Consider the following 22,045-nt stretch of genomic DNA (forward strand, 5'->3'; position numbering starts at 1 on the left):
TGTCCGTATAGCGGATGGCCGACGCTCGATATCGGTTCCGGATAGCGGTTGCGCGGCGCCCTGTTCAGGATTGTCACCGCAGAGGTACTAACGTCTGCTTCCCGGCCTTTCCACCATGCAACAACCCCCGGCCGGACGAGGGAGACCGTCGACCATGAACCGCAAGATACTCGTGCTGCCCGCGCTGGCCGGGCTGCTCGTTCCCGTACTCGCCGGATGCGGCGGCGGAGCAGATGGGGACGACGGCGACGGCAAGCCCATCGTCGTGGGCACGACGGACAGCTTCGCGGTCAGCAAGGACACCCCCGCGCCCTTCGACCCGGCAGCTTCCTACGACGTCAGCGCCTGGAACGTCATGCGCAACACCTTCCAGACGCTGCTGCGGCTGCCCCGCTCGGGCACCGAGCCGGTGACGGACGCGGCCGAGCGCTGCGGATTCACCGACCAGCGCAACGAGCAGTACCGCTGCACCCTGCGCGACGGACTCACCTTCTCCAACGGCAACGAGCTGGACGCGAAGGACGTCGAGTTCTCCGTCAAGCGCCTGCTGCACATCGACTTCGCCAACGGGCCCGCCTCCCTCCTCAGCAATGTGGACAAGGCGGAGGCGACCAACGACAGGGAAATCGTCTTCCACCTCAAGAAGCCGGACGCGACCTTCCCGTACAAGCTCGCGACCCCCGCCGCCTCCATCGTGGACAGCGAGACCTATCCCGCGAACGGTTTCGTCAAGGGCTTCGACGTGACCGGCTCGGGCCCCTATGTGCTGGACGACTTCGACGCCAAGAAGAACAAGGCCGTCTTCACCAGGAACCCGGACTACAAGGGCACCCTGAATGTCAAGAACAGCCGCGTCGAGATGCGCTTCTTCAAGCGCTCGGCCGACATGGAGAAGGCACTCTCGGCGGGTGACATCGACCTGATGAACCGCACCATCTCGCCCGAACAGGTCGAGAAGCTGGAGACGCCCAAGGACGACGGCATCGAACTCGTCGAGCAGCCGGGCCAGGAAATCCGCTATCTCGTCTTCAACACCGACGACCGCACCGCGGGCCGTACCGCGGTGCGCAAGGCCATGGCCCAGGTCATCGACCGCCAGCAGCTCGTACGCGATGTCTACGCGCGCACATCGGAGCCGCTGTACTCGATCGTCCCCGGCGGCCTCCCGGGCCACACCAACTCCTTCTTCAACGAGTACGGCGAGCCCGACACCTCCGCGGCGCGCGACACGCTGCGCGAGGCGGGCATCGACACCCCGGTGAAGATCACCCTCGCGTACACCACGGACCACTACGGCGATGTCACGGCCAAGGAGTTCAAGACCCTCAAGGAGCAGCTCAACGCCACCGGGCTCTTCCGCGCCGAGACCAAGGGCGCGCCCTGGAAGAGCTACCGCCCGGCGGCCACCGAGGGGAAGTACCAGGTCTACGGCTACGGCTGGTTCCCTGACTTCCCGGACGCGGACAACTTCATCGCGCCCTTCTTCGAGAAGAACAACTTCCTCGACTCGCCGTACGACAACCACGAGATCAGGAACAAGCTGATTCCGCAGACCCGGCGCGAGGCCGACCGGGCCGGTACGACCTCGGACTTCAAGCGCGCCCAGGACATCGTCGCCGATGAGGTTCCGCTGCTGCCGCTGTGGCAGGGCAAGCAGTACATCGCCGCGCGCGACGACATCACCGGGGTCGAGTGGGCGCTCAACTCCGCCTCCGTGCTCCAGCTCTGGGAGCTGGGCCGGGGAGTGGGCAACTGAACCGCCCGGGCCGGACCGAGGGGGCCGTGCGTTCCGTGAGCACATGTTCCGTGAGTACACGGGCCGTGGACACACGGGACGCACGGAAGACGTGCATCACGCGGCAACGGCGCCCCGCGATGCCACGGACAACCGCAAAGAGACGAGAGAGACGGTAGGACGGACATGCGCGTGAGAAACCGTCAGGCCCGGTGGTCGGCCCGGGGGCAGGCCCGGTGGGCGGCTGCGCCCCTCACCGTCGCCGTGGCCGCCACGCTGCTCGCGGGGTGCGGCAGCGACGACGGCGAGGCCGCGGGCAAGGGGGAGCCCATCGTCATGGGGATGAGCGACGACATCATCTCCACCGACCCGGCCTCCGGCTACGACCCCGCCTCCTGGCTGGTCTTCAACAACGTGTTCCAGTCCCTCCTGAGCTTCCCCAAGGGCTCCACCACGCCGCAGCCCGAGGCGGCCAGCCAGTGCGGCTTCACCGACAGCCGCACCCGCGTCTACTCCTGCACCCTGCGCGACGGGCTCCGCTTCAGCAACGGCAACGAGCTGACCTCCGAGGACGTCAAGTTCTCCTTCGAGCGCACCCTGCGCATCGACGACGAGGCCGGTCCCGCCGTGATGCTGGACTCCATCGACGAGGTGACCACGACGGACAAGAAGACCGTCGTCTTCCGCCTCAAGTACCCGGACGCCACCTTCCCGCAGAAGATCGCCTCCGGCGCCGGGTCCATCGTCGACCACCGCTCGTACCCGAAGAACAGCCTCCGCGAGGACCAGAAGGCCGTCGGCTCCGGCGTCTACACCCTTTCGAGCTTCGACAAGAAGCAGGCCCGCTTCTCCGTCAACCCCCACTACCGCGGCCCCGCCGAGGCCCAGAACAGCGGCATGACGCTGAAGCTCTTCCACGGGGACCAGGACAGGCTGAAGAAGGCCGTCCAGAAGGGTGACGTCGACCTCGCCTACCGCGGCCTGTCCACCGCCGCGCTCGCGGGCCTGGAGGCGTCCTCGGGCACGGCGGGCAGCAACCGCCACATCCAGGTCGTCGAGGGCACCAGCGCCGAGGTCCAGCACCTCGTCTTCAACCTCAAGGACCCCGTCACCGGGAAGCTCGGCGTCCGCCAGGCCATCGCGTACCTTCTCGACCGGACCACCCTCATCCGCGATGTCTACAAGCGCACGGCCGAACCGCTCTACTCCGTCGTCCCCGCCGGGATCACCGGACACAACACCGCCTTCTTCGACCGCTACGGCGAGCGCCCCCAGCGCGACAAGGCGGAAGCCGCGCTCAGGAGCGAGGGCATCCAGGGCAAGGCCGAGCTGACGCTGTGGGCCACACCCGTGCGCTACGGCCCCGACACGGTCAAGGAGTTCGAGGAGATAGCCGACCAGCTCAACGCCAGCGGCCTCTTCGACGCCAAGGTCAAGACCAGGGACATCGAGCAGTACGACAAGGACATCGCGGCCGGGAAGTACGGCGTCTACGTGAAGGGCTGGGTCCCCGACTACCCGGACGCCGACAACTTCACCGCCCCCTTCTTCGGCGAGGGCAACGTCCTGAGCAACGGCTACGACCCCGGACGCATCACCGGGCAGCTCCTGCCGCGCACCGCGAAGAAGAGCAACAGGGCCGACACCGTCCAGGACTTCGAGGCCGTCCAGGACCAGGTCGCGGAGGAGGTGCCGGTGCTGCCGGTGTGGCAGGGCAAGCAGTACGCCGTGGCCCGCGAGAACATCGCGGGCCTTGAGTGGACGCTGGACGCCTCGACGGTCTTCCGCTTCTGGGAGATCAGCAAGGGCGCCGACGGCTGACCGGAGGCCGGGCGCCTGGGTCGTGACGGGGGCGCGCCGTATCGGGCGCGCCCCCGGTTGCCTGTGCGGCTTACGGGCTTACGGGCTTACGGGGTGCCGGGGCGGACGAGCCCGCTCTCGTAGGCGTAGACCGCCGCCTGGACCCGGTCCCGCAGCCCCAGCTTCGTCAGCACATGGCCGACGTGCGTCTTGACCGTCGTCTCGCTGACGAACAGATCGGCGGCGATCTCCGCGTTCGACAGGCCGCGGGCCACCAGCTTCAGCACCTCGACCTCGCGCTCCGTGAGCTGGTGCAGGGTGTCAGGCACGGGCTCGTCGCCCGAGGGCAGCTTGCCCGCGTACTTGTCGAGCAGGCGGCGGGTGATGCTCGGCGCGAGCATCGCCTCACCGGCCGCCACCACGCGGATCGCCTGCACCAGCTCGCCAGCGGGCGCGTCCTTGAGCAGGAAGCCGCTGGCACCGGCGCGCAGGGCCTCCACGACGTACTCGTCGAGATCGAAGGTCGTCAGCACCAGCACCTTGGCCGGGCCGTCCTTCGCGGGCCCCGTGATCCTGCGGGTGGCCTCGACACCGTCCATCCGGGGCATGCGGATGTCCATCAGGACCACGTCCGGCTGGAGCGCCCGCACCTGATCGAGGGCCTGGAGCCCGTCACCGGCCTCTCCGACCACGGCGATGTCCTGCTCCGCCTCCAGAATCATCCGGAATCCGGTGCGCAGCAGCGGCTGGTCATCGACCAGCAGGACGCGGATAGCCACGGAATCTCCTCCAGCGGACGTCAGGCGGCATGTGGGCCCATTCTTGCCTAAGCCCCCGGCAGGGGGTCCGCTGGCCCTTCCGCACGCGCTACGGGCGCCTGCGTCCCCGCTTGGGGCTCGGGCTCGGTGCGGGGCTCGGGGAGCCGCGGCTGGATGGTGAGGGGGTACGGCGGGGGAGTGCCGCCGAACTCGGGACAGTGCGCCTGGTGGTCGCACCAGCCGCAGAGCTTGCTGCGCTTCGGACGCCAGTCACCGCTCTCCGTCGCGCGCGTGATCGCGTCCCACAGCGCCAGCAGCTTCCGCTCGACGCCGCGCAGGTCCTCCTCGTCCGGGTCGTACGTCAGGACGTCACCCTCGCCGCCCAGGAAGACCAGCTGGAGCCTGCGCGGGATCACCCCGCGCAGGCGCCAGAGCACCAGCGCGTAGAACTTCATCTGGAAGAGGGGCCCGTCCGTGTACTCGGGGCGGGGAGCCTTGCCCGTCTTGTAGTCCACGACGCGGACCTCGCCCGTCGGCGCGACATCCACGCGGTCGATGATCCCGCGCAGCCGGAGCCCCGACTCCAGCTTCGCCTCGACGAACAGCTCGCGCTCGGCGGGCTCCAGCCGGGTGGGGTCCTCCAGGGTGAACCAGCGCTCGACCAGCTCCTCGGCCTCCGCGAGCCACTGGGCCAGCCGCTTCCCTGCCGCGTCCCCGGCACCGTCCGTCTCCTCGGCGCCCTCCGCGCCGCCCGCGTCCTCCGCCGTCTTCGTGTCCTCGTCCTCCGCGAAGAGCCGGGCCAGCTCCGGACGCTTCGCGAGCAGCCGCTCCCACTCGCGCACGACCAGGGAACGCGCGCGGGGAGCGCTGCGCTGCGCCGCGGGCGCGTCGAAGAGCCGCTCCAGCACCGCGTGGACGACGGTGCCGCGCGTGGCGGCGGGGGAAGGTTTCTCGGGCAATTTGTCGATCACCCGGAAGCGGTAGAGCAGCGGACACTGCATGAAGTCACTGGCCCGCGACGGCGACAGCGAGTTCGGAGGCGATGCGGCGCTGGTTCTCATGGGGGAAGACCCTACGGCCCATCACTGACAACGGGCGCATACCATCGACGGCACAGGTCCTCGCACTGCATGATCATGGGAATCGCGCAGGGCGGTGTGCGAGGGCAGCGGCAGAGGGGAACCCGTGGCGGACACGGACAACGGCGGCAAGCCGCGCACCAGCGGCCCCGGCAGCACGAGTGACGAGGGCGACGGCCGCGACCGCGCCCCCGGCGGGCCGGACGTCTCCGAGGCTCCGGCGCGCACCGGAACCGGCGGGCCGGACGGCTCCGCGGAGGCGCCGCGCGCCGCGGTACGGGCCGAGGCCCCCGAGGACGCGCCCGCGCCCGCGCGCGTGCCCGCCGACGGGCCGGAAGCGGAACCCGAACCGGACCACGCGCCCTCCCACGAGGCACCCCCGGAGGCACCCCCCGAGGACCGGCCGACGTCTCAGGAGCGGCCCGCCCAGGACCCGGAGGAGACGGCCCCCGAGCCCTTCGCGGCCCGCGAGGAGAAGCCCGCGCCCGCCGACCCGGCCGGACGGGGCCTCTCGAAGCAGACCCCCGAGAAGGCGCGGACCCCCGATAAGCAGGAGAAGGGCGAGCGTTCCCGTACGGGCGGCGGCATCCTCATGGGCCGCCCCTTCGGCGTGCCCGTCTACGTCGCACCGAGCTGGTTCCTCGTCGCCGCGCTCATCACCTGGGTGTTCGGCGGCCAGCTCGACCGCGTACTGCCCCACCTCGGCGCCCTGCGCTACCTCATCGCGCTCTTCTTCGCCGTGGCCTTCTACGCCTCCGTCCTGGTGCACGAGCTGGCCCACACCGTCGCCGCGCTGCGCTTCAAGCTGCCGGTGCGCCGCATCCAGCTCCAGTTCTTCGGGGGCGTCTCGGAGATCGAGAAGGAGTCCGAGACGCCGGGCCGCGAGTTCGTCCTCGCCTTCGTGGGGCCGCTGCTCTCGCTCGTCCTCGCGGGGGTCTTCTACGTCGGCATGAAGGTCGTCGAGCCCGGCACGGTGCCCGGTGTGCTGCTCGCCGGGCTCATGGTCTCCAACCTCATCGTCGCGGCCTTCAACCTCCTCCCCGGGCTTCCCCTGGACGGCGGCCGGATGCTGCGCGCCCTGGTCTGGAAGCTCAGCGGCAGGGCCATGACGGGCACCGTCTTCGCCGCCTGGACGGGCCGCGCCCTGGCCATCGCCGTGCTGATCGGGCTGCCCCTGGCCACCCACGCGGGCGGCTTCACCGAGGACGGGCTGAGCGGGGTCGACTCGCTCACGGACGCGCTGCTCGCCGCCATCCTCGCCGCGATCATCTGGACCGGCGCCGGCAACAGCCTCCGCATGGCCAGGCTGCGCGAACACCTCCCCGAGCTGCGCGCCCGCGCGCTCACCCGCCGCGCCGTCCCCGTACACGCAGACACCCCACTCTCCGAGGCCCTGCGCCGCGCCAACGAGGCGGGCGCACGCGCGCTGGTCGTGGTCGACGGCAGGGGCGGCCCCATCTCGCTGGTGCGCGAGGCGGCGATCGTCGGGGTGCCCGAGCACCGTCGCCCCTGGGTCGCCGTCTCCACGCTCGCGCAGGACCTCAAGGAGGGCATGCGGGTCCGCGCCGAGCTGGCGGGCGAGGAACTGCTGGACCACCTGCGCGCCACCCCGGCCACGGAGTACCTGGTCGTCGAGGACACCGGCGAGATCTACGGCGTGCTGTCCACCGGGGACGTCGAGAAGGCGTTCGTCGCGGCCATGGCCAAGCCCTCCGCGTAGCCGGCCTCCGGAAACCCGTTAGTCTGTCCGTATGTCCGAACCGACCGGTGCCGCCCGCCGTCGCGGGCCCTTCAAGGTCGGGGACCAGGTCCAGCTCACCGACCCCAAGGGACGCCACTACACGATCACCCTCGAAGAGGGGAAGAGCTTCCACACCCACAAGGGAGCCTTCCCCCACGACGAGCTGATCGGCGCTCCCGAGGGCAGTGTCGTCCGTACCACGGGAAACGTCGCCTACCTGGCGCTGCGCCCCCTGCTCCCCGACTATGTCCTGTCCATGCCCCGCGGAGCCGCGGTGGTCTACCCCAAGGACGCGGGGCAGGTGCTGGCCATGGCCGACATCTTCCCCGGCGCGCGCGTCGTGGAGGCGGGTGTCGGTTCCGGTTCGCTCAGCACCTTCCTGCTGCGCGCCATCGGCGACCAGGGCATGCTGCACTCCTACGAGCGCCGCGCCGACTTCGCGGAGATCGCCCAGCAGAACGTGGAGCGCTATTTCGGCGAGCCCCACCCCGCCTGGACGCTGACCGTGGGCGATCTCCAGGACAACCTGTCCGACACCGAGGTCGACCGCGTCATCCTCGACATGCTGGCCCCCTGGGAGTGCCTGGACGCCGTCTCCAAGGCGCTGGTGCCCGGCGGCATCGTGTGCTGCTACGTCGCCACCACGACGCAGATGGCCCGCGTCGTCGAGTCCATCCGCGAGCACGGCACCTTCAACGAGCCGCAGGCGTGGGAGACCATGGTCCGCAACTGGCACGTCGAGGGCCTCGCCGTGCGCCCCGACCACCGCATGATCGGGCACACCGGCTTCCTGCTGACAGCCCGCCGCCTCGCCGACGGGGTGGAGCCCCCGCTGCGCCGCCGCCGTCCCGCCAAGGGCGCGTACGGGGAGGACTACACGGGCCCTGGCAGCCAGTCGGGCGCCAAGAGCTGACACCACGGTCCACGGCCGGGCTCCGGCCGGGGCCCGCTCCGCCGCCCTCTCCGGGGTGGTCAGCGGCGCTCTCCGGGCCCGGAGGGAAGCCGTTCAACTCGACTCAGCCGCCGCCGAGTTCCGCACCAGCGGAGCCCGGCGGCGGTTTCTTTACGCGGACTTGGTCCGGCTCGGCGGACCCGGTTGTTCCGGCCCTGTGTGACGTATGGCACGATGCGGAGCACTCCCCCTCACCACACTTTCCACTGGAGTCATCCAGCGTGACGGAACTGCCGCACACCCGTACCCGCACGGTGCACTGGATCGCCACGGCCGCCGCTCTCGCCGCGGTCGTCGGGGTCTCGGCCATGGTCCAGCCTCCCGACGCCACGGCGGGCCCCGCGGCCTCCGGCCCGTCCGCCGCCACGGCGCGTGGCGGCACGGCGGCGGCGCCCGCGCCCGACCCCGGCAAGGCGCGGTTCCCCGTGGAGTGCGGCGCGGGGACGGGGGCCAAGGTGGACGTGGTGGACCAGGGTTCGGCGGACTTCGACGGGGACGGCCAGCGCGAGACGGTCGCCGTCGTGCGCTGCCAGTCGGGCACGGGCACACCGCCCAGCGGCGTCTTCGTGCTGGCCCCGGCGAAGGAGCCGGGGGAGCGCCCGCAGGTCGTGGCGACCCTCGTGCGGACCGAGGAGAAGATGAACGTCACGGACTTCACCGTCCGCGGACGCACCGTCTCCGCGACGCTCCTCGGCTACTCCTCGGCCGACGTGCCGCGCTGCTGCCCCGACCGGCAGCGCAAGGTGAAATGGGAGTGGAAGGCAGGGAAGTTCGTCCTCGTCCCGGCCCCGGTCGCGGGAAGCGCCGGTGTCTGACCGCTCTCCGGATCCCCGGGCGTCAGCGCCGGGTGCGACCGCCACGACCGGTGCGACCGCGCCGTGCTTCGGGCGCGCACCGTTGCGCTCCGTGTGCTTCGGTCACTCCGCGTCGGGACCGTAGACCTCGACCCTGTCTGAAATGCGTCGTACATGGATGCAGTCGCCCGGACACTCCTTGGCCGAGTCGACGACGTCCGTGAGGAGCGGCAGCGGGACCGGAGTGGTCGCGCCCTCGGTCTGGAGCAGCTCGTCGTCCCCGCTCTTCACATAGGCCAGGCCGTCGATGTCCAGCTCGAAGACCTCGGGGGCGTACTGCGCGCAGATACCGTCCCCGGTGCACAGGTCCTGGTCGATCCAGACCTCCAGGGCTTCGTTCCCGGTGCTCATCTTGCTGCCTGCCGTTCCTGCGGTCGTGACGAAATAGTGCTACCCCTGACGGGTGTTGACCGTGTCGAGGTTACAGCCGGTCGCTTTCCGATGTTGATGGGTGGGTATTCCCCAGGCGTGAGGGAGTGCGCAAGGGTGAAGATCAGACACACCCCTACCGTCTTTGTGATCTAGGGGTTTCAACCTGCACCGGCCCAGGTAGGGTCTGGAAGCGTCCAGCTCCCCTTGGAGGAGGTGAGGACCGTGGCAGCCCACGACGACGACACTAACCGCGGCATCCGGCCCGGTCGGGGTTCCGACGACCCGTCCGGCCAGGTCGCCTATCTTGAGCAGGAAATCGCCGTCCTGCGCCGCAAGCTCGCCGACTCTCCGCGGCATACTCGGATTCTCGAGGAGCGGATCGTCGAGCTTCAGACCAACCTGGCCGGCGTGTCCGCGCAGAACGAGCGGCTCTCCAACACGCTCCGTGAGGCACGCGACCAGATCGTGGCCCTCAAGGAGGAGGTCGACCGGCTGGCGCAGCCGCCGGCGGGCTTCGGAGCGTTCCTGCAGGCCAATGAGGACGGCACGGCCGACATCTTCACCGGCGGCCGCAAGCTCCGGGTGAACGTCAGCCCCAGTGTGGACCTCGAAGAGCTACGGCGTGGCCAGGAGGTCATGCTCAACGAGGCGCTCAATGTGGTCGAGGCCATGGAGTTCGAGCGCGCGGGAGACATCGTCACCCTCAAGGAAGTGCTTGAGGACGGCGAGCGCGCCTTGGTGGTCGGGCACACCGACGAGGAGCGTGTGGTGCGGCTCGCGGAGCCGCTGCTGAACGCCACGCTCCGGGCCGGCGACGCCCTGCTGCTGGAATCGCGCTCCGGGTACGTCTACGAGGTCGTGCCCAAGAGCGAGGTCGAGGAGCTTGTCCTCGAAGAGGTCCCGGACATCGACTACAACAAGATCGGTGGCCTCCGCGGACAGATCGAGATGATCCGCGACGCGGTGGAGCTCCCGTATCTGTACCCGGACCTCTTCAAGGAGCACGAACTCCGTCCGCCCAAGGGCGTGCTGCTGTACGGCCCGCCCGGCTGCGGCAAGACCCTGATCGCGAAGGCGGTCGCCAACTCGCTGGCCAAGAAGGTCGCCGAGGTGACGGGCAAGCCCCAGGGGAAGAGCTACTTCCTCAACATCAAGGGCCCCGAGCTGCTCAACAAGTACGTCGGCGAGACGGAGCGGCACATCCGGCTGGTCTTCCAGCGCGCGCGGGAGAAGGCGAGCGAGGGCACACCCGTCATCGTCTTCTTCGACGAGATGGACTCCCTGTTCCGCACCCGTGGATCCGGTGTCAGCTCGGACGTGGAGAACACCATCGTCCCGCAGCTCCTCTCCGAGATCGACGGAGTGGAGGGCCTGGAGAACGTCATCGTCATCGGCGCCTCCAACCGTGAGGACATGATCGACCCGGCGATCCTCCGCCCGGGACGGCTCGACGTGAAGATCAAGATCGAGCGCCCGGACGCCGAGGCGGCCAAGGACATCTTCTCGAAGTACCTCACGAAGAACCTGCCGCTGCACGCGGACGACGTCGCGGAGCACGGCGGGAACGTCGCCGCCGCTGTCGACGCGATGATCCAGTCCGTCGTGGAGCAGATGTACGCGGAATCCGAGGAGAACCGCTTCCTGGAGGTCACCTACGCCAACGGTGACAAGGAAGTCCTGTACTTCAAGGACTTCAACTCCGGCGCCATGATCGAGAACATCGTGGGCCGGGCCAAGAAGATGGCGATCAAGGCGTTCCTCGACCAGAACCAGAAGGGCCTGCGCGTCGCCCACCTGCTCGCCGCCTGCGTGGACGAGTTCAAGGAGAACGAGGACCTTCCCAACACCACCAACCCCGACGACTGGGCCCGTATCTCCGGCAAGAAGGGCGAGCGGATCGTCTACATCCGCACCCTCGTCACCGGAAAGCAGGGCGCGGACACGGGCCGCTCCATCGACACGGTGGCCAACACCGGTCAGTACCTGTAGAGAAGACACCGTCCGGCTGCGGGTGCCCAGCACGGGCACTCGCAGCCGGATTGTTTCCAGCAGTCCTGAGGAAGTCCGCTAGGTGATCTCCCCACTTCAGCCCACGCGTTCTAGGCTCTTCCCTACCGCCGCCTCGCGCAGTGCGGGAGAGGGGATCGCACACGGGCCGGATGCGCAGCGGGACTTGAGTGGTGGCCCGATGGCGGGCCGCCGCCGGGCAAGGAGGGCCGCATGACCGTACGGCGAGTAATGGGTATCGAGACCGAGTACGGAATCTCCGTGCCCGGTCACCCCAACGCCAATGCCATGCTCACCTCGTCCCAGGTCGTCAATGCCTACGCGGCGGCGATGCACCGGGCGCGCCGCGCCCGCTGGGACTTCGAGGAGGAGAACCCGCTGCGGGACGCCCGCGGCTTCGACCTGGCGCGTGAGGCAGCCGACGCCAGCCAGCTCACCGACGAGGACATCGGCCTCGCCAACGTGATCCTCACCAACGGCGCACGGCTCTACGTGGACCACGCCCACCCCGAGTACAGCTCCCCCGAGGTCACCAACCCCTGGGACGCGGTGCTGTGGGACAAGGCGGGCGAGCGCATCATGGCCGAGGCCGCTGTGCGGGCCGCCGAGGTGCCGGGCACCCAGCCCATCCACCTCTACAAGAACAACACCGACAACAAGGGCGCCTCCTACGGGACGCACGAGAACTATCTGATGAAGCGGGAGACCCCCTTCTCGGACATCGTGCGCCACCTGACGCCGTTCTTCGTCTCCCGGCAGGTCGTGTGCGGCGCCGGGCGCGTGGGACTGGGCCAGGACGGCAGCGAACACGGCTTCCAGCTCAGCCAGCGTGCCGACTATTTCGAGGTCGAGGTCGGCCTGGAGACCACGCTGAAGCGGCCCATCATCAACACCCGCGACGAGCCGCACGCGGACGCGGAGAAGTACCGCAGGCTGCACGTGATCATCGGGGACGCCAACCTCTCCGAGGTCTCCACGTACCTCAAACTGGGCACGACGTCGCTGGTCCTCTCCATGATCGAGGACGGCTTCATCGCCGTCGACCTCGCCGTCGACCAGCCCGTCAGGACCCTCCACCAGGTCTCCCACGACCCCACGCTCGGCAGGCTGATCACGCTGCGCAGCGGGCGCACGCTCACCGGTGTACAGCTCCAGATGGAGTACTGCGAGCTGGCCCGCAAGTACGTGGAGGAGCGCTGGGGCGCGGATGTGGACGATCAGACCAAGGACGTCCTCACCCGATGGGAGGACGTGCTGAACCGGCTGGAACACGATCCGATGAGCCTCAGCGGGGAGCTGGACTGGGTCGCCAAGCGGGAGCTGATGGAGGGCTACCGCCGCCGTGACCAGGTCGAATGGGATGCCCCCCGGCTCCACCTCGTCGATCTCCAGTACGCGGACGTACGCCCCGACAAGGGCCTCTACAACCGTCTCGCGGCACGCGGCAAGATGCAGCGCCTGCTGGACGAGCAGGACGTCGAGCGGGCCGCGTCCAAGCCGCCGGAGGACACCCGCGCCTACTTCCGCGGACGCTGCCTGGAGCAGTACGCGGACGACGTGGCCGCCGCCTCCTGGGACTCGGTCATCTTCGACCTGCCGGGCCGTGACTCCCTGCAACGGGTCCCCACCCTGGAGCCGCTGCGCGGCACCCGCAACCACGTCAAGGAGCTCCTGGACCGCTGCCGCACGGCCGAGGACCTGGTGAAGGTGCTGTCCGGGGGCTGAGAAACGGTAGATGTTGGCCGATCCGGGAATCATCGAGGTGGCTTCCGGGCGTTATGGCAAGTGAAGGGCCGATGTCAGTCCCTGCTTGTAGGGTCTGATCTTGTACGTCTCGCGTACACACCGAACCGAGCGGGGTGAGGGAAATGGCGACCAAGGACACCGGCGGACAGCAGAAGGCGACGCGCCAGACCGAGGAGACCGAGGAGGAAGCGCAGGACGCGCAGGTCTCCGAGGACCTCAAGGAGCGCCAGGAGGCGCTCTCGGACGACGTGGACTCCGTGCTCGACGAGATCGATGACGTCCTGGAGGAGAACGCCGAGGACTTCGTGCGGTCGTTCGTCCAGAAGGGCGGAGAGTAAGGCGAGTGACCCCCGTCCTGCGTCCCCGTGAACGGGGGCGCAGGACGGATGACATTCGCGGTCCCGGGTAAGGTCCGGGCAGTATTCCAAGATCTCTTCTTCACGAACTCGTGGAAGGAAACGCGTGGAAGCCAACACACGTGACACAGGGCGTCTGCCGGCAGCCTTCCTGACGCCGGGCTCGTCGTCTTTCATGGACTTCCTGTCCTCGCACGCGCCGGACCAGTTGCCGCACAACCGGCCGCTGCCCCGCGTGGAGGGGGCTGTGCAGGCACCGCACGGCACCACGATCGTCGCGGCGACCTTCTCCGGCGGCGTGGTGCTCGCGGGTGACCGCAGGGCCACGATGGGCAACGTCATCGCGCAGCGCGACATCGAGAAGGTCTTCCCCGCGGACGAGCACTCCGCGGTGGGCATCGCCGGCACGGCCGGGCTCGCGGTGGAGATGGTCAAGCTCTTCCAGCTGGAACTGGAGCACTTCGAGAAGGTGGAGGGCTCCCAGCTCTCCCTGGAGGGCAAGGCCAACCGGCTCTCCACGATGATCCGCGGCAACCTGGGCATGGCGCTCCAGGGCCTCGCCGTGGTCCCGCTCTTCGCGGGCTATGACGTGGACAGGCAGAAGGGCCGCATCTTCTCCTACGACGTGACGGGCGGGCGCTCCGAGGAGACGGGCTTCACGGCCGTCGGCTCCGGGTCCGTCTTCGCGCGCGGTTCGCTGAAGAAGCTGCACCGCGAGGACCTGACGGAGCAGCAGGTCGCCACGGTCGTGCTCCAGGCGCTCTATGACGCGGCGGACGACGATTCGGCGACGGGCGGCCCGGACCTCACCCGGCGGATCTATCCCATCGTCTCGGTCATCACCGAGGACGGCTATCGCAGGCTGGCCGAGGAGGAGATCTCCGAGCTGGCCCTGGCCGTGCACGAGGGCAGGCTCCAGTCGCCCAACGGGCCGCAGGCCCCGCTCTCCTAGGTTCCAGGCTCACCCACTGGGCCGTGGGCCCTTACGCACGCACAGGACAGGAAGGGACGGATAGCCGGTGTCGACGCCGTTCTATGTCTCACCCCAGCAGGCCATGGCCGATCGCGCGGAGTATGCCCGCAAGGGCATCGCGCGCGGTCGCAGCGTGGTCGTGTTGCAGTACGCCGACGGCATCGTGTTCGTTGCCGAGAATCCCTCGCGCGCGCTGCACAAGGTCAGCGAGATCTATGACCGCATCGCCTTCGCCGCCGTCGGCAAGTACAACGAGTTCGAGAATCTGCGCATCGGCGGCGTCCGGTACGCGGATCTGCGGGGCTACACCTATGACCGCGACGACGTCACGGCCCGTGGTCTCGCCAACGTCTACGCACAGACGCTGGGCACCATCTTCTCCAGCAACGCGGAGAAGCCCTATGAGGTCGAGCTGATCGTGGCCGAGGTCGGCCCGTCGCCCGAGGACGACCAGATCTACCGCCTGCCGCACGACGGCTCGATCGTGGACGAGCACGGCTCGGTCGCGGTCGGCGGCAATTCCGAGACGATCGGCAACCACCTCAACGAGCGCCACCGCGACGACATGTCGCTGAGCGAGGCGCTGAAGCTGGCGGTCGAGGCCCTGGCCCGCGACAACAACGGCGGGGAACGGGACCTGACGGCCGAGCAGCTCGAGGTCGCGGTGCTGGACCGCAGCCGCCCGCAGCAGCGCAAGTTCAAGCGCGTCCTGGGCAGCCGCCTCTCGCAGCTCCTGGAGGAGAACGGCTCCGACGCCGCCGATTCGGCCGACGGAGACGGCGACTCCGAGTCCGGCTCGGACTCCGGTTCGTCCTCGGACTCCGACTCCGGCCCGCACAAGCCGAAGGGCAAGCCGTCGGCCGACGAGAAGTAGGCCCCACGGCCACCCCGCACCACCCCTGACAACGGTCCCCGCCAGGCAACGGCCCCGGCGGGGACCGGGTCGTTCCCGGGGGGTGGGAGGGAGAGCGGGAGCAGGGCCTGTGCGCTCCGCTGTGCCGGGTCCGGGGCCCGTCCGGGGCCCGGATGTGTTCCGGGCCCCGGACGGGCCGTCTCGTGGCGCTTCACGGCCCCGCCGTGGCGTCCCGTACTCCTCTACGGCGCCCGGGTACGCCACTGATGGGCCGGTGGATCGTTGGTGCTGGTGACAACGGCGGTGACGGTGGCGATGGGGAAGCGGTGGTCCGGGGAATGGCGGAGAGAGCCGGGGGTTTCGGTGAGTCGCCGGAACTGCGTGCGGCGTACGGGGCGTGCGAGGGCGAGGTGCGGCAGTTCTACGCCGCGATGTGGGCGGCGATCACCGTGCTGCCCGCCGAGGTCCGGCCCGCCTTCTACGCGATCCACGGGTGGGCGGTGCGGACGGACCAGACCGCCGACGAAGGCGCACCCGAGGAGCGTGCGGCCCGGTTCTTCCGCTGGCGGTCCGACACCCTGGCCGAGCTGCGGTCCGGACACAGCGCACACCCCGTACGCCGCGCGCTGGTGGACACGGTGCACAGGTGGGATCTCGATGCGGCGTTGCTCGTGGAGCACCTCGACACGGTGTGGGCCGACTGCACGGCGGCCCCGGAATTCGAGACGTTCGCGGACCAGCGGCGCTATATGCGGGGCAGCACGGGCGCTCTGGCGGAGCTGTGGACGGCCCTGCTGGAGCCGTGCGGGCCTGAGGCCTTCCGGCTGGCATCGGTACTGGCCGAGGCGTGCCAGATGAGCGACTTGTTCGAGGATCTGCCGGACGATCTCGCGGCGGGCCGGTGCTATCTGCCGGGAGAAGACCTGCGACGGTTCGGTCTTGAGGCCGATGACCTGCGGCGCGGGGAGCCGCGGGAGGCGCTGGACGCGCTGGTGGAGGTCCAGCTCTCCCACTGGCGCGAGCTTCTGGACGAGGCCGTCCCGGTCGCCGCGATGGTGGGTGCGGAGTACCAGCCGTTCCTGCACACCCTGCTGCTGGGCGCGCAGATGCACTACGACGAGGTGACCCTGCTGCGGTCCCGGGTGCTGACGGAGGGAGTGGAGCCGCTGAGCGTGGACGGCGGTGCGCGCCGCCGTCCGGCCCGGCCCGTTCCGGGGCCGGTCCCCGGCCACCTCGCAGTGATCATGGACGGGAACCGGCGCTGGGCCAAGGTCCGCGGCCTGCCGGCGGACCAGGGCCACCGCGCGGGTATGCGCACGGCGATGCGGCTGGTCAACGCGGCACAGCGGCTGGGCATCCGGCACGTGAGCATCTACATGTTCTCCACGGAGAACTGGGGCCGCTCGCAGGAGGAGGTGACCGCGCTGTTCGACGCTTTCGCGGACTGGATCGCCCGTGGCGCCGAGTGGCTGCACGGGCTCGGTGTGAAGGTGCGCTGGTGCGGGCGCCGGGACCGGCTCGACGCGTCGCTCGCGTCCTCGATCGCGCTGCTGGAGAGCATGACGTCGCACAACGACGTGCTCACACTGACCATGTGCGTGGACTACGGCGGGCGGGAGGAACTGACCGCCGCTGCCCGTGGGCTGGCCGCCGAGGCGGTGGCGGGAACCCTGCGCCCCGAGGGCATCGGCCCCGCCGATCTGGCCCGGCACCTGTACGTGCCGGAACTGCCCGACGTCGACCTGCTGATCCGTACCTGTGAGCAGCGGATCAGCAACTTCCTGCCCTGGCATCTCGCCTACGCGGAGCTGGTGTTCGACCCCGCACTCTGGCCCGATTTCGACTTGGCCCGGCTGCGGGACGCCGTCGACGCCTACGCGGGCCGCGGGCGCCGCTTCGGCGGGAACGACAGCCTGCCCGGCCAGACCGGCCGCGCGGAGCCGGTCCGGGCCGGCTGAGCGGTCCGGACCGGCGGTGACTCACTTCTTCGGCGGGGTGTACACGCCCTCTCCGGCCGCGTGCGCCAGCACCGTGTCCTCAGAGAACGCGGGCGAGCCGAAAGCGAGGGTGAACTGACGCAGCAGCTCCTGCGTGGGCCGCAGCGGTACCTCCTCGATCCGGACCTTCATCGGCTTGCCCGGCGGCACGTTCTCCGTCGTCAGCCGGCCCTCGTCCAGACCGGGACGGAACACCGGGCCGTGCCCGACGTCAGCACCGTTGATCAGATACTTGCCCGTCGCCTGGCCGTCCTTGAGGACGCTCTCCAGATCGACCGCCTGGACTGTGACGCCTGGCGTGCGGAACGTGATCCCGCCGTCCAGCCTCCCGGTGCCGTGAGCCCTGCGCGGGTCCGCCAGGGAGGGGTCGCCCTCACCGGACCGCACGGGGAACCGGATCGCCCTGCCCCTGGTGTCCTTCACCGTCCGTGCCGGGGCCACCGGCTTCACCTCCGCCTGGTAGCGGTCCAGCAGCGCCTGGGTCTGCGGGGTCCAGCGGACCTCGGCCCAGGCGTCGGAGACCGTGCCCAGCCGGGTGGACGCGGCGGCGTCGGGGGCCGCGCCGGTGAAGGGGGCGAGTAGTGGCGTGGCCATGGCCGCGCTCAGAATCGAACGTCGTGTTGCGTTCATCGAACCGTCCTTTCGCGGACCGCAGGTCACGGCCCGAACGGTCAACGGCCCACTTCCGCTTCCGGCAGACCGGCACGGCGCAGAACCACTCGAAAGCAGGGCGCATCCGCACCAGCGCACGTCGGTCTTGCGCGGCGATCCGTTCCGCGCCCCGTCACGGGCCCGCCGCCCCGCACGGCGCCCCGCGAGGTTCAGCGCCCGGGCGCCGGGCCCGTCGAGCCGCGGGGGATCAGCGCGACGGGGAGCACGGCCGTGTCGGCTGGGCGCCCCTCCAGCACCGCCAGCAGCGCCCGCATGCCAGCGGCGCCCATCTCCTGCGCCGGCAGCCGTACCGTCGTCAGTTCGGGCTCGACCGCAGTGGCCAGCGCGAGGTCGTCGAAGCCGGTGACCGACACGTCCTCCGGCACGCGCAGGCCCAGCCGTCGTGCTGCCTTGCAGGCGCCGGCGGCCACCAGGTCGTCGTCGCAGATCAGCGCCGTCGGGCGGGGCTCGCGGGTAAGGGCCTCCGTGGCGGCGGCGAGCCCGTCGGTGACGCTGAGCCCTGTGGGACGGGTCCGTACGAGCACAGGCGCCTCGCCCCCGTGCCCCTCACCGAGCGCCTCGGCCAGCGCCCGCGCCCGTACGCCGAAGGTCCAGGAGCCCACGGCCGCCGCCAGGTGCGCGATGCGGCGGTGACCCAGGGCCGTCAGGTGGGCGACCGTCGCGCGCATGCCGTCCGCGATGGCCAGGTTGACGGTGGCGGCTGCCCGGCCGCCCTCCGGGTCGCTGTCCAGCATGACCAGCGGCAGCCCGTCGCCCCGTAGCCCCCCGTCGCGTAGCCCCTCGCCCCGCGGCCCTCCGCCCCGCAGCGCGGCCAGCGCCTCCGGGGCCATGGAGGAGGCGATGACGCCGTCCAGCGCGGCCCGCGCCGAGCCGAAGGGGTCGGGCGCGGGGCCGATGCCCTCGGGCGAGGGGTACAGCACCACCCCGAAGTCGTGCTCGGCGGCGACGGCCGCGGCCCCCGCGTGCACACGGGCGAAGAAGTCGCTGGTCAGCGCGGGGACGACGAGCAGCGCCGTGCGGGTGCCGCCGAGGCGGAGGCTGCGGGCCGCGAGGTTGGGGCGGTAGCCCAGCGTCCGGGCCGCCGCACGTACCGCCTCGGCGGTTCGCGGCGAGACCCTGCCCTCCCACTTGTCGCCCAGCACGAGCGAGACCGTGGCCTGCGAGACCCCCGCGCTGCGGGCGACGTCGCGGCTGGTGGGACGGGGCGGCCTGCCGTCGCGCGGCTGCGCCGCGTCCTCGTCCCGCCGGGTGCTGGTCACGCTGGGCTCCTCTCCCCCGGGGCCCCAGGGCCTCGGGAATCCCCGGGAACGGGGTGGACCCCGGATCAGCGACATGGTACGTATGACCACGCAGGTTATACGTACAACTCACGCGACCCCCGGTCACCGGGCGGAGAGGAGCCGACCGATGGCGACGGGCTATGCCGAGTTGCTGCGGGCCAGACACGCCATGCGGCTGCTCGCGGGGACGCTCGTCGGGAGGCTGCCGAACGCCACCGGACCGCTGGCGATCGTGCTCTTCACGCGCGCGGAGGGCGGCAGTTACACCCTCGCGGGCGTCCTCTCGGCGGTCTACGGCGTCGCCACGGCCGTCGGACAGCCCCTGCTGGGGCGGCTCGTCGATCTGTACGGGCAGCCCCGGGTGATGCTCCCGGCTGCCGCGCTCTCCGCGCTCGGCATGGGCCTGTTCGCGCTCCTGGGCACCGACCCCGTCGCGCTCGCCGCCGCAGCCGTGCTCGTCGCCGGGCTGTTCACGCCCCCGCTGGAGGGCGGGCTGCGCGCGCTGTGGCCGAGCGTGCTCAAGCGGGATGACCGCGTCCACTCCGCCTACGCGCTGGACGCGGTGGCCCAGGAGGTGATGTTCGCGCTCGGGCCGCTGCTGGTGACCCTGCTGGTGGCCTTCTGGAACGAGGCAGCCGCCCTTCTGGTCATCAACGTCCTCGGCGTGCTCGGCGCCCTCTCCGTCGTGGTCTCGCCGCCCTCGCGGGCCTGGCGTTCCGCGCCGCGCGAGGCGCACTGGCTGGGGGCGCTGCGCTCGCGCGGGCTGCTGGCGCTGCTCGGCTCGTTCTTCTTCGTCGGCGCCGCGCTCGGCTCCATCGCCGTCGCCGCCGTCAGCTACGCGGACGGCCACGGCGACAGCCTCATCTCCAGCTATCTGCTGTCCGCGCTGGGCTTCGGCGCGCTGGTCGGCGGTGTGGTGTACGGGGCACGGCAGTGGGCGGGGCAGCCCGAACGGCGGCTGCGGTGGCTCTCCCTGGCCCTCGCGCTGGGCTATCTGCCGCTCGCGCTGGTGCCGGGGGTGGCCGCGATGACGCTGCTGGCGGGTGTCGCCGGTGTCTTCCTGGCGCCCGCGCTCGCCTGTGCCTTCGTGGTCGTGGACCGGCACGCACCCTCGGGGACCGTGACGGAGGCGTTCTCCTGGCTGGTGACCACCTTCGGTGTCGGCGCCGCCGCCGGTACCGGTGTGGTGGGTCCCGTCATCGAGTGGGGAGGTGCCTCGGCGGGCTTCGGCGTCGCGGGGGCCGGAGGGGTCGCGGCGCTGCTCGTGCTGCTGCTGACACGGGGCGCGCTCGAAGCTCCCACCGCAGGTCCTGGCGGTGCGTCAGTCCGGGTGGCCAGGTCGGAAAATGATCGGAACGGTGCCGCCGAACCCGGTTTCAGAACAGGCCATCAGGCGTAATGTTCACTCATGGACCGCCGAATCTTCGGGCTGGAGAACGAGTACGGCGTCACATGCACGTTCCGGGGACAGCGGCGGCTGTCCCCTGACGAAGTGGCGCGGTACCTCTTCCGCCGTGTCGTGTCATGGGGCCGCAGCAGCAATGTCTTCCTGCGGAATGGCGCACGCCTCTACCTGGACGTGGGCTCGCACCCGGAGTACGCGACTCCCGAGTGCGACAACGTGACCGAGCTGGTCACCCACGACAAGGCGGGCGAGCGCATCCTTGAGGGCCTCCTCGTCGACGCCGAACGCCGCCTGCACGAGGAAGGAATCGCGGGCGACGTCTATCTCTTCAAGAACAACACCGACTCGGCGGGCAACTCCTACGGCTGCCACGAGAACTATCTCGTGGCCCGGCACGGGGAGTTCTCGCGCCTCGCGGACGTACTGATCCCCTTCCTCGTCACCCGCCAGCTCATGTGCGGTGCGGGCAAGGTGCTCCAGACGCCCCGGGGTGCCGTCTACTGCGTCAGCCAGCGTGCCGAGCACATCTGGGAGGGCGTCTCCTCGGCGACGACCCGCTCCCGGCCCATCATCAACACCAGGGACGAGCCGCACGCCGACGCCGAGCGGTACCGGCGGCTGCACGTCATCGTCGGCGACTCCAACATGTCCGAGACCACCATGCTGCTGAAGGTCGGCGCCACCGACCTCGTCCTGCGCATGATCGAGGCGGGCACCGTGATGCGCGATCTGACGCTGGAGAACCCGATCCGGGCCATCCGCGAGGTCAGCCACGACATCACGGGGCAGCGCAAGGTGCGGCTGGCCAGCGGGCGCGAGGCGTCCGCGCTGGAGGTCCAGCAGGAGTACTACGAGAAGGCGCTGGACTTCTGCGAGCGGCGCGGCATCCGCACGGGCCGGGTCGAGCAGGTGCTGGAGCTGTGGGGCCGCACCCTGGAGGCCATCCGCAGCCAGGAGCTGGACAAGGTCAACACCGAGATCGACTGGGTGATGAAGTACCAGCTCATCGAGCGGTACCGCGCCAAGAACAACATCACGATGTCGCACCCGCGCATCGCCCAGATAGACCTGGCGTACCACGACATCCACCGGCGTCGTGGCCTCTACTACCTGCTGGAGCGGAAGGGGCAGGCCGCCCGCATCTGCAACGACCTCAAGATCTTCGAGGGCAAGTCCGTGCCGCCGCAGACCACGCGTGCGCGGCTGCGCGGCGACTTCATCCGGCGCGCCCAGGAACAGCGGCGGGACTTCACCGTCGACTGGGTGCACCTCAAGCTGAACGACCAGGCGCAGCGCACCGTGCTGTGCAAGGACCCCTTCCGCTCCGTCGATGAACGGGTGGAGAAACTGATCGCCGGAATGTGACCGGCGCCGGAATGTGACCGGATTTCTCCGGAGCGTGCGCTTGACCGTACGGAACCACGCGTGTGCGCCGGGAGAAGTCACCGTGTCGTGGGTGGCGGGG

The 22,045-nt window shown here is 70.2% G+C and carries 18 protein-coding genes; 13 read left to right on the forward strand and 5 right to left on the reverse strand.

All coding sequences use genetic code 11. The features are described from left to right. Positions 1-154 precede the first annotated feature (154 nt). A complete protein-coding gene (locus tag ACYVOO_RS13945) occupies positions 155-1,756 on the forward strand; it encodes an ABC transporter substrate-binding protein (protein WP_461015989.1) in 1,602 nt (533 codons plus the stop codon). A gap of 171 nt (positions 1,757-1,927) precedes the next feature. Next, positions 1,928-3,556 (forward strand): ABC transporter substrate-binding protein, encoded by a 1,629-nt coding sequence (locus tag ACYVOO_RS13950; protein ID WP_461015990.1) that lies wholly within the window; start codon positions 1,928-1,930, stop codon positions 3,554-3,556. Between the two features lie 86 nt (positions 3,557-3,642). Here the strand turns inward: ACYVOO_RS13950 and ACYVOO_RS13955 are convergent, their stop codons facing one another. Beyond that, positions 3,643-4,314 (reverse strand): response regulator, encoded by a 672-nt coding sequence (locus tag ACYVOO_RS13955; protein WP_453344994.1) that lies wholly within the window; start codon positions 4,312-4,314, stop codon positions 3,643-3,645. A 47-nt stretch (positions 4,315-4,361) separates the two neighbouring features. Beyond that, complete coding sequence (locus ACYVOO_RS13960) at positions 4,362-5,294, reverse strand: RecB family exonuclease (protein WP_461015991.1); 933 nt, start codon at positions 5,292-5,294, stop codon at positions 4,362-4,364. 184 nt (positions 5,295-5,478) lie between these two features. Here ACYVOO_RS13960 and ACYVOO_RS13965 point away from each other — a divergent pair, with 184 nt between their 5' ends. The 3 genes from ACYVOO_RS13965 to ACYVOO_RS13975 all read left to right on the forward strand — a co-directional run bounded on the left by ACYVOO_RS13965 (position 5,479) and on the right by ACYVOO_RS13975 (position 8,880). Beyond that, entirely contained in the window at positions 5,479-7,092 is a 1,614-nt protein-coding gene (locus tag ACYVOO_RS13965) for a site-2 protease family protein (protein ID WP_461015992.1), read from the forward strand. A gap of 31 nt (positions 7,093-7,123) precedes the next feature. Further along, positions 7,124-8,026: a tRNA (adenine-N1)-methyltransferase gene (locus tag ACYVOO_RS13970; protein WP_453344997.1), complete on the forward strand. Its 903-nt coding sequence runs from the start codon at positions 7,124-7,126 to the stop codon at positions 8,024-8,026. A 260-nt stretch (positions 8,027-8,286) separates the two neighbouring features. Then, positions 8,287-8,880, forward strand: a complete 594-nt coding sequence (locus ACYVOO_RS13975) for a hypothetical protein (RefSeq protein ID WP_461015993.1) — start codon at positions 8,287-8,289, stop codon at positions 8,878-8,880. Between the two features lie 102 nt (positions 8,881-8,982). Here ACYVOO_RS13975 and ACYVOO_RS13980 read toward each other — a convergent pair whose 3' ends face one another. Continuing rightward, positions 8,983-9,270: a ferredoxin gene (locus ACYVOO_RS13980; RefSeq protein ID WP_453344999.1), complete on the reverse strand. Its 288-nt coding sequence runs from the start codon at positions 9,268-9,270 to the stop codon at positions 8,983-8,985. Between the two features lie 243 nt (positions 9,271-9,513). Here ACYVOO_RS13980 and arc point away from each other — a divergent pair, with 243 nt between their 5' ends. From arc to uppS, 6 genes are all read left to right on the forward strand, one after another. Further along, a complete protein-coding gene (arc, locus tag ACYVOO_RS13985) occupies positions 9,514-11,280 on the forward strand; it encodes a proteasome ATPase (protein ID WP_453345000.1) in 1,767 nt (588 codons plus the stop codon). Positions 11,281-11,511: 231 nt separating this feature from the next. Continuing rightward, a complete protein-coding gene (gene dop, locus ACYVOO_RS13990) occupies positions 11,512-13,023 on the forward strand; it encodes a depupylase/deamidase Dop (protein ID WP_453345001.1) in 1,512 nt (503 codons plus the stop codon). A gap of 143 nt (positions 13,024-13,166) precedes the next feature. Beyond that, the gene (locus ACYVOO_RS13995) at positions 13,167-13,382 is read left to right on the forward strand and encodes a ubiquitin-like protein Pup (protein WP_453345002.1); all 216 of its coding nucleotides are present in this window, start codon (positions 13,167-13,169) and stop codon (positions 13,380-13,382) included. A gap of 124 nt (positions 13,383-13,506) precedes the next feature. Then, positions 13,507-14,352: a proteasome subunit beta gene (gene prcB, locus ACYVOO_RS14000; RefSeq protein ID WP_453345003.1), complete on the forward strand. Its 846-nt coding sequence runs from the start codon at positions 13,507-13,509 to the stop codon at positions 14,350-14,352. Between the two features lie 67 nt (positions 14,353-14,419). After that, entirely contained in the window at positions 14,420-15,247 is an 828-nt protein-coding gene (gene prcA / locus ACYVOO_RS14005) for a proteasome subunit alpha (protein WP_461015994.1), read from the forward strand. A 317-nt stretch (positions 15,248-15,564) separates the two neighbouring features. Beyond that, complete coding sequence (gene uppS / locus ACYVOO_RS14010; protein ID WP_461015995.1) at positions 15,565-17,184, forward strand: polyprenyl diphosphate synthase; 1,620 nt, start codon at positions 15,565-15,567, stop codon at positions 17,182-17,184. Between the two features lie 21 nt (positions 17,185-17,205). On the opposite strand, the gene ACYVOO_RS14015 is transcribed toward uppS, so the two are convergent. Together ACYVOO_RS14015 and ACYVOO_RS14020 are read right to left on the reverse strand one after the other, a co-directional pair. Beyond that, complete coding sequence (locus tag ACYVOO_RS14015) at positions 17,206-17,853, reverse strand: hypothetical protein (protein ID WP_461015996.1); 648 nt, start codon at positions 17,851-17,853, stop codon at positions 17,206-17,208. Positions 17,854-18,044: 191 nt separating this feature from the next. Continuing rightward, positions 18,045-19,154, reverse strand: coding sequence for a LacI family DNA-binding transcriptional regulator (locus ACYVOO_RS14020; protein ID WP_461015997.1), 1,110 nt, complete (start codon positions 19,152-19,154; stop codon positions 18,045-18,047). 148 nt (positions 19,155-19,302) lie between these two features. Between ACYVOO_RS14020 and ACYVOO_RS14025 the strand changes: the two genes are divergently transcribed. Continuing rightward, complete coding sequence (locus ACYVOO_RS14025) at positions 19,303-20,574, forward strand: MFS transporter (protein WP_461015998.1); 1,272 nt, start codon at positions 19,303-19,305, stop codon at positions 20,572-20,574. A gap of 9 nt (positions 20,575-20,583) precedes the next feature. Next, positions 20,584-21,945 carry a Pup--protein ligase gene (gene pafA, locus ACYVOO_RS14030; RefSeq protein ID WP_461015999.1) on the forward strand — a complete coding sequence of 454 codons (1,362 nt, stop codon included), beginning with the start codon at positions 20,584-20,586 and terminating at the stop codon, positions 21,943-21,945. Positions 21,946-22,045: the final 100 nt, after the last annotated feature.

The organism is Streptomyces daliensis, assembly GCF_054782395.1.

Coding starts and splice junctions, on each gene's coding strand:
- ACYVOO_RS13945 (WP_461015989.1), top strand. CDS start 155: ATGAACCGCAAGATACTCGTGCTGCCCGCGCTGGCCGGGCTGCTCGTT.
- ACYVOO_RS13960 (WP_461015991.1), bottom strand. CDS start 5,294: ATGCAGTGTCCGCTGCTCTACCGCTTCCGGGTGATCGACAAATTGCCC.
- ACYVOO_RS13970 (WP_453344997.1), top strand. CDS start 7,124: ATGTCCGAACCGACCGGTGCCGCCCGCCGTCGCGGGCCCTTCAAGGTC.
- ACYVOO_RS13980 (WP_453344999.1), bottom strand. CDS start 9,270: ATGAGCACCGGGAACGAAGCCCTGGAGGTCTGGATCGACCAGGACCTG.
- dop (WP_453345001.1), top strand. CDS start 11,512: ATGACCGTACGGCGAGTAATGGGTATCGAGACCGAGTACGGAATCTCC.
- ACYVOO_RS13995 (WP_453345002.1), top strand. CDS start 13,167: ATGGCGACCAAGGACACCGGCGGACAGCAGAAGGCGACGCGCCAGACC.
- uppS (WP_461015995.1), top strand. CDS start 15,565: ATGGCGGAGAGAGCCGGGGGTTTCGGTGAGTCGCCGGAACTGCGTGCG.
- ACYVOO_RS14015 (WP_461015996.1), bottom strand. CDS start 17,853: ATGAACGCAACACGACGTTCGATTCTGAGCGCGGCCATGGCCACGCCA.
- ACYVOO_RS14025 (WP_461015998.1), top strand. CDS start 19,303: ATGGCGACGGGCTATGCCGAGTTGCTGCGGGCCAGACACGCCATGCGG.
- pafA (WP_461015999.1), top strand. CDS start 20,584: ATGGACCGCCGAATCTTCGGGCTGGAGAACGAGTACGGCGTCACATGC.